Here is a 12,135-nt window from a genome sequence, read left to right as displayed (position 1 = left end):
ACCCGGCGGGCGCGGGGGCCGGTACGGGCGGCGGGGCGCCGGCGCCCCGCCGCCCGTACCGGCCCCCGCGCCCGCCGGGTCGTGACGGCCCACACGGCGACCGGCGCCAGGGAGATCGCCGTCGCCAGCAGCGCCCAGATGCGCATGGCCGCGTGCCGGTGGCCGAGGACGAACGACGCGGCCAGCGAGGAGGCGAGCACCACCGCCCAGGAGAGGTGGACGCGGAACGTCGGCAGCCGGTCGGTGCTGGTGCCACCGCCCTTCGGGGTGACGACGAAGCGGCTGGGGCGGCGGACGAGCGCGGCCCCGAGGGACTTGAGGTAGACAGGCGCGCAGAGCGCGGACATCGCCATGCCCGCGAGACCGCCGGAACCCTCCGGCTCGTGCGGGGAGACGTTGTGCCGGCGGTTCCAGAGGTAGAGGCCGACCTGGAGGGCGGCGGCGTCGCTGTAGAGCATCAGCCAGACGGACGCGGCCACCTGGGTGCCGGAGGCGCCGAACCACAGGAAGAGCACGCAGCTGAGGACGCCGAGGAACCAGTTGACGGCCGTCATCGGGTAGTAGACGAGCATCAGGGTGTACGAGAACAGCCGCCCCCAGGGCATGCTGAAGGGCGCCTTCCAGTACTGCGTGAACAGCGTCTCGTAGGTGCCCCGTGACCAGCGCGTCTGCTGGGTGAAGAAGTCGGTCCAGGTGACCGGTCCCTCGCCGACGGCCAGCACGTCCGGGGTGTAGACGGACCGCCAGTGCCCGCCGGTCCGCGGGTTGCGGGTGCGGTGCAGTTCGAACCCGGTGGCCATGTCCTCGGTGATGGAGTCGCGCAGGCCCCCGATCTGCTTGACGGCGGCGATGCGGACGACGTTGTTGGTGCCGACGAACATCGGGGCGCGGTAGCGGTTGCCCGCGCGCTGGATCAGCGCGTGGAAGAGGAACTGCTGGGACTCCGCGGCCTTGGTGACGGGTGCCGTGTAGTTGCCGTACACCTGCGGTCCGACGACGAACGCGACGTCCGGGTCGCGGAAGTAGCCCGTCATGCGCTCCAGGAAGGCGGGAAGGGGCACGTGGTCGGTGTCGACGGAGGCGAAGAAGTCGTAGTCGTCGCCGTGCATCGCGATCCACGCGTTGTAGTTGCCGTGCTTGGTGCGGGCCTTGTGGACCCCGTGGTCGCGGTTCCACGCGGGGACGCCGTGCCGGGTGAAGTGCCGCACGCCCAGCTCCGCGCAGAGGGCCTTCGCCCGGGCGTCGTCACCCTCGTCGAGCAGCCAGACGTCGAGGACGCCGCCGGGGCCGGTGTGGCGGACGCGGACGGCGCCCTCCAGGGTGGCGCGGACCATCGTCAGGGGCTCCTTGCCCGGGACGTACGTGGTCAGGAAGGCGACGCGGGCACCGGGGCGGGGGACGACGGGGACGGGATCGCGGGCGACCATCGTGGCGTGGGAGATGGAGACGACGTTGACGAGCATGAAGAGCTCGATGAGCCCGATCGAGACGAGCATGGCGGTGTCGAGACCGACGAGCCAGGAGTCGCCGCCCTCCCGTTCCACCCAGTGGGCCGGCCAGACGAGGTAGACGAGGAGCGCGCCGGTGAGCAGCGGCGCGAGCGTCATGAGCAGGACCGCCCGTATTCGGCGCGGCTCACGGGAGAGGAGCTTGGTGTACTGCACCCGGTACGCCGACCCGGTCGGCTCCGTGAGGGGCCCGGCGAGTCGGCTGTGGGTGTCGTAGTCGTAGCCCTCCGGCCGCACAGCATCCTCCAGTGATCGAACGGAAGTGAACGAACGAGGCGTTGCTCCCCACGAAAGTGGAGGAACGGGGGCGTGTCGAACTGGAAGGGTCCGAAGAGGTGGGCGTCGCCCCCGGTGGTCGGGCCGGGTTGTGGGAGGTGGGGGTGTGTGGTCGGGTGCGCGGCCGCCGGTGCCGGACGGGAACGCGAGAGCCCCGGCCCTCGAGGGGCCGGGGCTCTCGCGTGCTGTCCGCGTCAGGACGACAGGTGGCGTTCCACCGTCTCGACCTTCGTGGTGAGGGCGTCGGAGACGCCGGGCCGGATGTCCGCCTTGAGGACCAGGGAGACGCGGGGTGCGCGCGCCTCGACGGCGGCCACGGCGCGCCGGACCACGTCCATCACCTCGTCCCACTCGCCCTCGACGGAGGTGAACATCGCGTCGGTACGGTTCGGCAGGCCCGACTCGCGGACGACGCGGACCGCGTCGGCGACGTACTCGCCCACGTCCTCGCCGACACCGAGCGGGGTCACGGAGAAGGCGACGATCATGCGCTGACGACCCCCTCCTGGCGGGCGCGGGAGGCGATCACGGCGTCCTCGGCCTCGCGCTTGAGCCTGCGGTCGGCGAAGAAGCCGCCGGTCGGCAGGACGGACATGAGGAAGTAGAACGCCGCCGTCCCCAGCGGCCACTTGGCGCGGTTCCAGGCGTCGGCCCACAGGATGACGTACAGGACGAAGAGGAAGCCGTGGACGGCGCCCATGACCGGCACCGCGTTGAAGTCCGTGGTGCGCTTGAGCACCGAGCAGACGAGCAGGAGCAGGAAGGAGACGGCCTCGGGAGCGGAGACGAGGCGCAGACGGCGGAGGGCGGAGGCGGTCTTGATGTCCACGGATCACCTTCGAAGAGTGGAGTGGAGTGGAAGTGTCGTCGTTCCTTGTGAACGCAAGCACAAGCGCGCCCATTGTGGCATCCGGGGGCGGCCCGGACCGCAGGGGGTGCGCGGGATCCCCGTGGGGGCCCTGTCGCGGCCACCCGGGCGGCGGCTAACGTCACGGCGTGGCGATGTTCCGACTGCAAGGCAGCAAGGTGCTGGCCGTCGACATGACCGGGGACGCCGTGAAGGCGAAGAACGGGTCGATGGTCGCGTACGACGGGCGGATGTCCTTCAAGAAGCTCACCGGCGGCGGCGAGGGCCTCCGCGGGATGGTGACCCGGCGGCTGACCGGTGAGCAGATGACGATGATGGAGGTGAAGGGGCACGGGACCTGCTGGTTCGCGGACCGGGCGTCCGAGATCAACCTGGTCCACCTCCAGGGCGACAAGCTGTACGTCGAGTCGAGCAACCTGCTGGTGACGGACGCGGGCCTGAGGACCGGCACCTCCTTCACCGGGGTGCGCGGCGCCTCCCAGGGCAACGGGCTGTTCACCACGACGGTGGAGGGCCACGGTCAGGCGGCCCTGCTGTCGGACGGGCCGGCCGTGGTGCTGCGGGTGAGCGCGCAGTTCCCGCTGACCGTCGACCCCGGGGCGTACATCGCGCACCAGGGGAACGTGCGCCAGTCGTTCCAGTCGGGTGTGACGTTCCGCACCTTCATGGGCGAGGGCGGCGGTGAGGCCTTCCAGATCCGGTTCGAGGGGGACGGGCTGGTGTACGTGCAGCCGAGTGAGCGGAACACGATCGCGGGGGATGTGTGAGATGCCCTTCCGTGAGATCAACTCCAAGATGATCGAGGCCGTGGTCGTGCCCGGGCAGCGGCTGTTCAGCCAGCGCGGGGCGATGCTCGCCTACCGGGGCGAGGTGTCCTTCACCCCCAACCTGCAGGGCGGGCAGGGCGGGGTCATGTCGATGCTCGGGCGGCGGGTGGCCGGCGAGGCCACGCCGCTGATGACCGTGGAGGGCAGCGGGACCGTGCTGTTCGGGCACGGCGGCCACCACATCCAGGTGATCGAGCTGACGGGCGACACGCTGTACGTCGAGGCGGACCGGCTGCTGGCCTTCGACGGGACGCTGGAGCAGGGCACGATGTTCATGGGCTCGCAGGGCGGCGTGATGGGCATGGTGCGGGGCCAGGTGACCGGGCAGGGCCTCTTCACGACCACCCTGAAGGGTCACGGGTCGGTGGCCGTCATGGCGCACGGCGGGGTCATCGAGGTGCCCGTCACCCCGCAGCGCCCGGTCCACGTCGACCCGCAGGCGTACGTGGCGCACCACGGCGACGTGCGCAACAAGCTGTCCGCCGCGCTGGGCTGGCGCGACATGGTGGGCCGCGGCTCGGGCGAGGCGTTCCAGCTGGAGCTGAGCGGCAGCGGTGCGGTGTTCGTCCAGGCGTCGGAGGAGAAGCTGTGAGTACGTACCCGGGCGCGGGGCCGGTGATCCACGACCCGACGACGCTGCCGAGCGACGACAACGTCGACCACTACACCTTCTGCGTGGAACTCAAGGGGAGCGAGTGGTTCCTGCAGAAGGGGAAGATGATCGCCTATTACGGCTCGATCGACTTCAACGGCATCGGGCACGGCCGTCTCGACCGCCTCGTCCGTACTTCCTTTCATTCGCCATTGCATGCGAGCGACTGGGTCGTGGCGGCCGGCTCGGGCAAGATGCTCCTCGCCGACCGGGCGTTCGACGTGAATTCCTATGACCTCGACGACGGCAATCTGACCATTCGCTCGGGCAATCTCCTCGCTTTTCAGCCAAGTCTGTCGCTCAAGCAGTCGATCGTTCCGGGGTTCCTCACGCTGATCGGCACGGGCAAGTTCGCGGCCGCGTCGAACGGGCCGGTGGTGTTCATGGAGCCCCCGCTCCGGGTCGATCCGCAGGCCCTCGTCGGCTGGGCCGACTGCCCCTCCCCGTGCCACCACTACGACCATGGCTACATGGAGGGCGTACTGGGCGGTCTACGTGCGATGACGGGCATCGGGGGCGCCTCCGGCGAGGAGCACCAGTTCGAGTTCGTGGGCGCGGGCACGGTACTGCTCCAGTCCTCCGAGGCACTCATGACGGAGCAGGCCACGGGGGCGGTGCCGGGCGAGCCCGGCGTTCCCGGCGCGGCGGGGACCACAGGTCACTCCGGACCGCAAGGCGGCACACCGCGCCTTCCCGGACAGCTGGGCGACCTCCAGCGTCGCTTCGGGCTGTGAGCGGTAGTCTGCGGAGTGTGACCTCGAACGCGTGCGCAGGGTCACGTAACCCTCACTAGTTCGCCTTTCAACTTCTTAGGTAGACTTGATTCATGGAGACCGAGACGGCAACCCGCTGGCTGACCGATGCGGAGCAGGGCGCCTGGCGCACCCACCTGGAGGTCAACAGGCTGTTGACGTACCAGCTCGAGAGGGATCTGCAGCCGTTCGGCCTGACAATGAACGACTACGAGATCCTGGTGAACCTCTCCGAGTCGGAGGATGTCCGGATGCGGATGAGCGACCTCGCGGCCGCCACCCTCCAGTCCAAGAGCCGGCTCTCGCACCAGATCACCCGCATGGAGAACGCGAACCTGGTGCGGCGGGAGAACTGCGAGTCGGACCGCCGGGGGCTGTACGCGGTGCTGACCGAGCACGGCGAGGAGACGATGCGGAAGGTGGCACCGCACCACGTGTCGTCCGTGCGCAGGCACTTCATCGACCTGCTGTCACCCGAGGCGCTGGAGCAGCTCCACAAGTCCCTCACCCCGATCGCCGAACACCTGCGCGGCCACCGCGGCAAGCCGTAGCGCTCACCGCAGGGGCAGCCGCAGCGCGAACAGCGCCCCGCCCCGCGGGGCCTCGCGCACCGTGAGGGTGCCGCCGTGCCCCGCGGCGACGTCCCGGGCGATGGCGAGGCCCAGACCGGCCCCGCCGTCGTCCCTGCTGCGGGCCTCGTCGAGCCGTACGAACCGCTCGAAGATGCGCTCCCGCTCGTCCTCCGGGACGCCCGAGCCGTCGTCGGCCACCTCCAGCACCGCCCACTCCCCCTCGGCCCGCAGGGTCACGTCGATGCGCCCGCGCGCGTGCCGGCGCGCGTTGTCCAGCAGATTGGCGAGGACCCGCGCCAGCTGCCCGCGCGATCCGGTCACCGCGACGGACGCCACACCGTCCAGGTGCACCCCCGCGCGGCCCCCGGCCTCCTCCCGCACCAGCTCCGCCAGGTCGAACCGGGCGTCCTGCGGCCGCTCCCCCGCGTCCAGCCGCGCCAGCAGCAGCAGATCGGCGGCGAGCCGCTGCAGCCGTACGGTGTCCTCGACGGCACCCTCCACGTCCAGCAACTCCGGGTGCGCGGCGCCCACTTCGAGCTGGGTGCGCAGCGAGGCGATCGGGGAGCGCAGCTCGTGCGAGGCGTCGGCGACGAACCGCCGCTGCCGCTCCACGGACGCCTCCAGGGCGGCGAGGGTCTCGTTGGTCGTCCGGGCCAGCCGGGCGACCTCGTCGTGCGTGGCGGGCTCGGGAACCCGCCGGGAGAGGTCCTCGGAGGCCGTGATGGCGGCCATCTCGGCGCGGATGCCCTCCACGGGCCGGAGCGCGCGCCGGGTCACGACGTAGGTCGCGCCGCTCACGGTGAGCAGCAGCAGGGGCAGCCCGATCAGCATGACCGTCTGCGCGGTGCCGACGGCGTCCTGTTCCGCGGAGAGCGGGGCGCCCGCGTAGACGGTGAGGACGACCTGGTGGGGCGTGGTCACGTCGACCGCGGCGAAACGGTAGTCCTCGGTCTCGCCGTCGACCGTCGCGGTGCCCTGGGAGGGCCGCACGTCGGAGCTCTCCCCGACCTCGGGCGAGTCGTCGTCCGCGTCCCGTCCGTCGCCCCCGTCGTCGCCGTCACCCCCGTCGTCATCGTCGTCGCCCGGGCCGTCCCCGGCGACGACATCGGCCACGCTGACGTGCTCCACGTCGTCCTGGGCCGCGACGAGCCGCCCCTGCCGGTCGACGACCTGGACGGGGTGCTCGTCGCCGTCGGGCAGGTCGAGCTGGTCGTACGGGAGGCCGGCGGCGAGGTCCGCGGCCACCTTGCGCACCTCGCCCTCGGCCTGGGCGTCGGCGACGTCGATGAGGTTGGCCCGCAGCGAGAGCAGCACGGCGGCGCCGGCGGCCACCAGGGCGATCGCGACGACGACGGTGGCGGCCAGCGTGGCCCGCGCCCGTACGGATCCCAGCAGGCGTTTCACCGCGTCTCCAGCCGGTAGCCGGCGCCGCGCACGGTCTTGATCCGCCCGGCGCCGAGCTTGCGCCGCAGGGTGCTGACGTACACCTCGACGATGTTCGGGTCGCCCTCGTACGCGAAGTCCCAGACGTGCTCCAGGATGTCGCCCTTGGAGACGACCTGCCCGGCCCGGACGACGAGCTGCTCCAGGACAGAGAACTCCTTGGCGGTCAGGGTGATCTCGTCCTCGCCGACGAACACGCGCCGGGCGGCGGTGTCCACCTTGAGGTCGCCGACGACCCGCACGGGCGCGGCGCCCGGCGTCCCGCGCCGCCGCAGCAGCGCCTTCACCCTGGCGACGAGCACCACGTACGAGAAGGGCTTGGTCAGGTAGTCGTCGGCGCCCGTGTCGAGCCCCTCGGCCTCGTCGTACTCGCCGTCCTTGGCGGTCAGCATGAGGATCGGCACGTCGTGACCGGCGGCGCGCAGGGTGGCGCACACGCGGTAGCCGTTCATGCCGGGCAGCATGATGTCCAGGATGACGAGGTCGTAGTCGCCCTCGCCCGCCCGGTGCAGCCCGTCAACGCCGTCGTGGACCACGTCCACGGCGTACCCCTCGGCCGTCAGGCCCTTGGCGAGCGACAGGGCGAGCCGCTTCTCATCCTCGACGATCAACAGGCGCATACGGACAGCGTCCCAAACGGAACCTGAAGAACCCTTCAGGGGGCTTCAGGCTGGCTTCAGTGTGGCTCCGGGAGATTGGTGAGCGTCGAAAGCAACCGCAACTGGCCTGGAACAGTCGAAGCCAGTCGTACCCGGGAGGAACCTCCATGAAGCGCAACATCGTCATCGCCACCGTCGCGGCCGCGGCCCTGATCGGCGGCGGCACCGCGACCGCCCTCGCCGTGTCGGGCGACGACGAGACGCCCGACCGGCGGTCGAGCGTCCAGGTGAAGGACGACGACCGGGACGACGACCGCGACGACGACAAGAGCCAGGACCGCGACGACGACGGGGAGGACGGTGCCGTCAGGAGCGGCGCGGCGAAGGTGACGGCGGCCGACGCGATCGCCGCCGCGCTGAAGCACACCTCCGGCACGGCGGTCGGCGCGGAGCTGGACAGCGAGGGCAGCGACCTGGTCTGGGACGTGGACGTGCTGGGCTCCGGCACGACCTGGCACAGCGTCCTGGTGGACCCGGGTACCGGCAAGGTCCTGGACTCCCGCGCCGAGGACGAGGACGCCGACGACACCGCGGACACCCGGGCCGCGCTGAAGGGCACGTCGGTCCCGGCCGCCGAGGCCGCGCAGGCCGCCGCCGCGAAGGGCACCGTGACCTCCCTCGACCTGGACGACGACGGCCGCGACCACGCGTGGGAGATCGACACCACGGGCGCCGACGGTACGGAGAGCGAGTGGGACGTGGACCTGAAGACGGCGAAGGTCACGGCGGACCGCTCGGACGACAACTCCGACGACCGGAACGACCGGGACGACGACGGCGACGACTCGGACGACTGACCACCACGGACGACGAAGACCTCCATCGAGCCCCGTCCCCCACCGGGGCTCCGCCCCTGGACCACCCCCGCCACGGGCGGAGCCCCACCTCCCGTCCCGGCCCGGCTGTCGCGCGGTCGTGCCGGTCAGTCCTCGGTGATCCCCGTCACCAGTTCGTCCGCCGCGCCGTACGGGTCCAGCTCGCCCGCCACGATGCGCTCGGCGAGGGCGGACAGCCGGCGGTCGCCCCGCAGGTCACCGATCCGCTCGCGGAGGGCCGTGACGGCGATCGTCTCGACCTCCCGGGCGGCACGGGCCCGGCGCCGCCCGGCCAGCACCCCGCGCTCCTCCGTCCACGCCCGGTGCTTCTCCAGCGCCTCGACCAGCTCGTCCACCCCCTCGCCCCGGGCCGCGACCGTCTTCACGATCGGCGGACGCCAGTCGCCGGGACCGCGGGCCTCGCCCAGGCCCAGCATGTGGTTGAGCTCGCGGGCGGTCGCGTCCGCGCCGTCACGGTCGGCCTTGTTGACGACGTACACGTCGCCGATCTCCAGGATCCCGGCCTTAGCCGCCTGGATGCCGTCGCCCATTCCGGGGGCCAGCAGCACCACCGAGGTGTCGGCCTGGGAGGCGATCTCCACCTCGGACTGGCCCACCCCGACCGTCTCGACCAGGACCACGTCGCAGCCCGCCGCGTCCAGCACCCGGATGGCCTGCGGGGCCGACCGGGCCAGCCCGCCGAGGTGACCGCGCGTCGCCATGGAGCGGATGTAGACGCCGGGGTCGGAGGCGTGCTCGGACATCCGCACCCGGTCGCCGAGCAGCGCGCCACCGGAGAACGGCGAGGAGGGGTCCACCGCGAGCACGCCGACCCGCCTGCCCTGCCTGCGGTACGCGCTCACCAGCGCCGACGTGCACGTGGACTTGCCTACGCCGGGCGAGCCGGTGAGACCCACCACGTACGCCCCGCCGGTCAGCGGTGCCAGCGCCGCCATCACCTCGCGCAGCTGCGGGGACGCCCCCTCCACGAGGGAGATCAGCCGGGCCACGGCCCGCGGCCGGCCTTCCCTGGCCTGGGCGACCAGTGAGGAGACGTCCTGCATCACAGCTCCGTTCCGGGGTGGGGCGTACGAGAGGGGGCGGGTACGGCTCAGACCTTCGGTACCCGCACGATCAGCGCGTCACCCTGCCCGCCGCCTCCGCACAGCGCCGCCGCGCCCACACCGCCGCCGCGCCGCTTCAGTTCCAGCGCCAGGTGCAGCACGAGACGGGCGCCGGACATCCCGATCGGGTGACCCAGGGCAATGGCGCCGCCGTTGACATTCACCTTTTCCGTGGACACCCCGAGGTCGTTCATTGACTGGACCGCCACCGCCGCGAAGGCCTCGTTGATCTCGATCAGGTCGAGGTCCGACACCTGGAGCCCCTCCTTGCCCAGGGCGTGCAGGATCGCGTTCGACGGCTGCGACTGCAAAGAGTTGTCCGGCCCGGCCACGTTCCCGTGCGCGCCGATCTCCGCGATCCAGTCCAGACCGAGCTCCTCGGCCTTGGCCCGGCTCATCACGACCACGGCCGCCGCGCCGTCGGAGATCTGCGACGCCGAGCCCGCGGTGATCGTTCCGTCCTTCGCGAACGCGGGGCGCAGCTTGGCGAGGGACTCGGGTGTCGTCTCGCCGCGGATGCCCTCGTCCTGGTCGAACACGACCGGCTCGCCCTTGCGCTGCGGGATGAGGACCGGTGTGATCTCCGCCTCGAAGATCCCGTTCTTCTGCGCGGCCGCGGCGCGCTGGTGCGACCGGGCGGCGATCTCGTCCTGTTGGGCCCGGCCGATGCCCAGCCGGGTGTTGTGCCGCTCGGTGGACTCGCCCATGGCGACGCCGTCGAAGGAGTCGGTCAGCCCGTCGTGCGCCATGGCGTCGAGCATCTGCACCGCGCCGTACTTGAAGCCCTCGCGGGACTTCGGCAGCAGGTGCGGGGCGTTGGTCATGGACTCCTGGCCGCCGGCGACGACCACGTCGAACTCGCCCGCGCGGATCAGCTGGTCGGCGAGCGCGATGGCGTCGAGGCCGGAGAGGCACACCTTGTTCACCGTGAGCGCCGGCACGTTCATCGGGATGCCCGCCTTGACCGCGGCCTGACGTGCCGGGATCTGCCCCGCCCCGGCCTGCAGCACCTGGCCCATGATCACGTACTGCACCTGGCCGCCGTCGATCCCCGCACGGTCGAGGGCGGCCTTGATCGCGAAGCCTCCGAGGTCGGCTCCGGAGAAGGACTTCAGGGAACCCAGCAAGCGCCCCATGGGCGTGCGCGCCCCCGCGACGATCACCGATGTGTTGCCGTTCGTTCCAGACATGAGGTGCGATCCCCTTCCAGCCTGCACGGCCGAGGAGTGAACGAGGGTTTACTCGAATGTACTGAGCGGTACGCCACCCGTCATCGGGCGGTCGGTGTGATCGCGCGCACGTTGCGTAACCGCCCCGATAGCGCTGCACTGACAGCATGCTGACGCGAATCGACCACATCGGGATCGCCTGCTTCGACCTCGACAGCACCGTCGAGTTCTACCGGGCCACGTACGGCTTCGAGGTGTTCCACTCCGAGGTCAACGAGGAGCAGGGCGTGCGCGAGGCCATGCTCAAGATCAACGAGACCGACGACGGCGGCGCCTCCTACCTGCAGCTCCTGGAGCCGATCCGCGAGGACTCCACCGTCGCGAAGTGGCTGGCCAAGAATGGTGAGGGGGTGCACCACATCGCCTTCGGCACGGCGGACGTGGACGCCGAGGCCGCGGACATACGCGACAAGGGCGTGCGTGTCCTGTACAACGAGCCGCGGCGCGGCTCCATGGGGTCGAGGATCACCTTCCTGCACCCCAAGGATTGTCATGGCGTTCTGACAGAACTGGTCACTTCGGCGTCAGTTGAGTCACCTGAGCACTGACCGCCGTACATATGGGCCGGTAGGGTTGGGGGCGGCCGTCGTCGTGCGCGGGGACGGCCGGGACCTCCTCGTCATGCGGCGACGGGGTCCGAGGGCCGGGGTCCAGGTTTCGGGGGACGAGGGCGAGGGCGCGAGCCCACTACGCCGTTGATCTGACACCATTCCCCCGGGGGCTCCGTCCGGCGGTTGGCCGGGGCTCGTTCAGAAGAAGCTTGCGACCAGGGGACGGATGGGACCGCGGAGTGCGGGGCTACGAACGCCAGGAGCGAGAGCCGGCGGCTGACGTCGACCACCTCTCTCGGTTCGAGGCCGAGATGGATCGGCTCAAGACCGAGCGGGAAAAGGCGATCCAGCACGCCGAGGACCTCGGCTACCAGGTCGAGGTACTGCGCGCCAAGCTGCACGAGGCGCGCCGCTCCCTCATGTCCCGGCCCGCCTACGACGGCGGCGACCTCGGGTACCAGGCCGAACAGATGCTGCGCCAGGCGCAGGTGCAGGCCGACCAGCTGCGTGCCGAGGCCGAGCGCGAGCTCAGCCAGGCCCGCGCGCAGACGCAGCGGATCCTCCAGGAGCACGCCGAGCAGGCCGCCCGGCTCCAGGCCGAGCTGCACCAGGAGGCGGTCACCCGCCGCCAGCAGCTCGACCAGGAGCTCGCCGAGCGCCGGCAGACCGTCGAGAGCCACGTCAACGAGAACGTGTCGTGGGCCGAGCAGCTGCGCGCCCGTACCGAGCAGCAGGCCCGCCGGCTGCTGGACGAGTCCCGCGCCGAGGCCGAGCAGGCGCTGGCCGCCGCCCGCGCGGAGGCCGAGCGGGTCGCCGCCGAGGCCCGCCGACGGATGCAGGGCGAGGCGGAGGCCGCCCG

Annotated in this window: 13 protein-coding genes and 1 pseudogene; 7 read left to right on the top strand and 7 right to left on the bottom strand. The window is 71.4% G+C overall.

Annotation, left to right across the window (positions count from 1 at the left end; genetic code table 11):
- From UW392_RS41750 to UW392_RS41740, 3 genes are all read right to left on the bottom strand, one after another.
- Positions 1-1,745 (bottom strand): cellulose synthase catalytic subunit (locus UW392_RS41750; RefSeq protein WP_320780505.1); only part of this gene is annotated, 1,745 nt, incomplete at its 3' end.
- 233 nt (positions 1,746-1,978) lie between these two features.
- Positions 1,979-2,272, bottom strand: coding sequence for an MTH1187 family thiamine-binding protein (locus UW392_RS41745; RefSeq protein ID WP_320780504.1), 294 nt, complete (start codon positions 2,270-2,272; stop codon positions 1,979-1,981).
- Positions 2,269-2,613 carry a DUF3817 domain-containing protein gene (locus tag UW392_RS41740; protein ID WP_320780503.1) on the bottom strand — a complete coding sequence of 115 codons (345 nt, stop codon included), beginning with the start codon at positions 2,611-2,613 and terminating at the stop codon, positions 2,269-2,271. The genes UW392_RS41745 and UW392_RS41740 overlap by 4 nt, the downstream gene beginning before the upstream one ends.
- Before the next feature lie 173 nt (positions 2,614-2,786).
- On the opposite strand from UW392_RS41740, the gene UW392_RS41735 reads away from it, so the two are divergent.
- The 4 genes from UW392_RS41735 to UW392_RS41720 all read left to right on the top strand — a co-directional run bounded on the left by UW392_RS41735 (position 2,787) and on the right by UW392_RS41720 (position 5,434).
- A complete protein-coding gene (locus tag UW392_RS41735) occupies positions 2,787-3,419 on the top strand; it encodes an AIM24 family protein (RefSeq protein WP_320780506.1) in 633 nt (210 codons plus the stop codon).
- Position 3,420: 1 nt separating this feature from the next.
- On the top strand, positions 3,421-4,071 hold the full coding sequence (locus tag UW392_RS41730; RefSeq protein WP_320780502.1) for an AIM24 family protein: 651 nt from the start codon (positions 3,421-3,423) through the stop codon (positions 4,069-4,071).
- Positions 4,068-4,865, top strand: a complete 798-nt coding sequence (locus UW392_RS41725; RefSeq protein ID WP_320780501.1) for an AIM24 family protein — start codon at positions 4,068-4,070, stop codon at positions 4,863-4,865. The genes UW392_RS41730 and UW392_RS41725 overlap by 4 nt, the downstream gene beginning before the upstream one ends.
- Positions 4,866-4,957: 92 nt before the next feature.
- Positions 4,958-5,434: a MarR family winged helix-turn-helix transcriptional regulator gene (locus tag UW392_RS41720; RefSeq protein WP_320780500.1), complete on the top strand. Its 477-nt coding sequence runs from the start codon at positions 4,958-4,960 to the stop codon at positions 5,432-5,434.
- A gap of 3 nt (positions 5,435-5,437) precedes the next feature.
- On the opposite strand, the gene UW392_RS41715 is transcribed toward UW392_RS41720, so the two are convergent.
- Both UW392_RS41715 and UW392_RS41710 read right to left on the bottom strand, forming a co-directional pair.
- Complete coding sequence (locus UW392_RS41715; protein ID WP_320780499.1) at positions 5,438-6,859, bottom strand: HAMP domain-containing sensor histidine kinase; 1,422 nt, start codon at positions 6,857-6,859, stop codon at positions 5,438-5,440.
- Entirely contained in the window at positions 6,856-7,518 is a 663-nt protein-coding gene (locus UW392_RS41710; RefSeq protein WP_320780498.1) for a response regulator transcription factor, read from the bottom strand. Before UW392_RS41710 ends, UW392_RS41715 begins: the two co-directional genes overlap by 4 nt.
- Before the next feature lie 146 nt (positions 7,519-7,664).
- Here UW392_RS41710 and UW392_RS41705 point away from each other — a divergent pair, with 146 nt between their 5' ends.
- A complete protein-coding gene (locus tag UW392_RS41705) occupies positions 7,665-8,354 on the top strand; it encodes a PepSY domain-containing protein (protein ID WP_320780497.1) in 690 nt (229 codons plus the stop codon).
- 125 nt (positions 8,355-8,479) lie between these two features.
- Here UW392_RS41705 and meaB read toward each other — a convergent pair whose 3' ends face one another.
- Complete coding sequence (meaB, locus tag UW392_RS41700) at positions 8,480-9,436, bottom strand: methylmalonyl Co-A mutase-associated GTPase MeaB (protein WP_320780496.1); 957 nt, start codon at positions 9,434-9,436, stop codon at positions 8,480-8,482.
- Between the two features lie 47 nt (positions 9,437-9,483).
- Entirely contained in the window at positions 9,484-10,686 is a 1,203-nt protein-coding gene (locus UW392_RS41695) for an acetyl-CoA C-acetyltransferase (RefSeq protein WP_320780495.1), read from the bottom strand.
- 146 nt (positions 10,687-10,832) lie between these two features.
- Between UW392_RS41695 and mce the strand changes: the two genes are divergently transcribed.
- Entirely contained in the window at positions 10,833-11,273 is a 441-nt protein-coding gene (gene mce, locus UW392_RS41690; RefSeq protein ID WP_320780494.1) for a methylmalonyl-CoA epimerase, read from the top strand.
- 242 nt (positions 11,274-11,515) lie between these two features.
- Positions 11,516-12,135 (top strand): annotated as a pseudogene (locus UW392_RS41685) (hypothetical protein); the annotation flags it as partial.

The sequence above is a fragment of the Streptomyces sp. CRN 30 genome (assembly GCF_034105845.1).
This window is presented reverse-complemented; position numbering and strand designations above follow the sequence as displayed.

Bases quoted from the DNA above. Each gene is read 5' to 3' on its own strand.
- UW392_RS41745 (WP_320780504.1), bottom strand. From the start codon at position 2,272: ATGATCGTCGCCTTCTCCGTGACCCCGCTCGGTGTCGGCGAGGACGTG.
- UW392_RS41735 (WP_320780506.1), top strand. From the start codon at position 2,787: ATGTTCCGACTGCAAGGCAGCAAGGTGCTGGCCGTCGACATGACCGGG.
- UW392_RS41730 (WP_320780502.1), top strand. From the start codon at position 3,421: ATGCCCTTCCGTGAGATCAACTCCAAGATGATCGAGGCCGTGGTCGTG.
- UW392_RS41720 (WP_320780500.1), top strand. From the start codon at position 4,958: ATGGAGACCGAGACGGCAACCCGCTGGCTGACCGATGCGGAGCAGGGC.
- UW392_RS41710 (WP_320780498.1), bottom strand. From the start codon at position 7,518: ATGCGCCTGTTGATCGTCGAGGATGAGAAGCGGCTCGCCCTGTCGCTC.
- UW392_RS41705 (WP_320780497.1), top strand. From the start codon at position 7,665: ATGAAGCGCAACATCGTCATCGCCACCGTCGCGGCCGCGGCCCTGATC.
- meaB (WP_320780496.1), bottom strand. From the start codon at position 9,436: ATGCAGGACGTCTCCTCACTGGTCGCCCAGGCCAGGGAAGGCCGGCCG.
- UW392_RS41695 (WP_320780495.1), bottom strand. From the start codon at position 10,686: ATGTCTGGAACGAACGGCAACACATCGGTGATCGTCGCGGGGGCGCGC.
- mce (WP_320780494.1), top strand. From the start codon at position 10,833: ATGCTGACGCGAATCGACCACATCGGGATCGCCTGCTTCGACCTCGAC.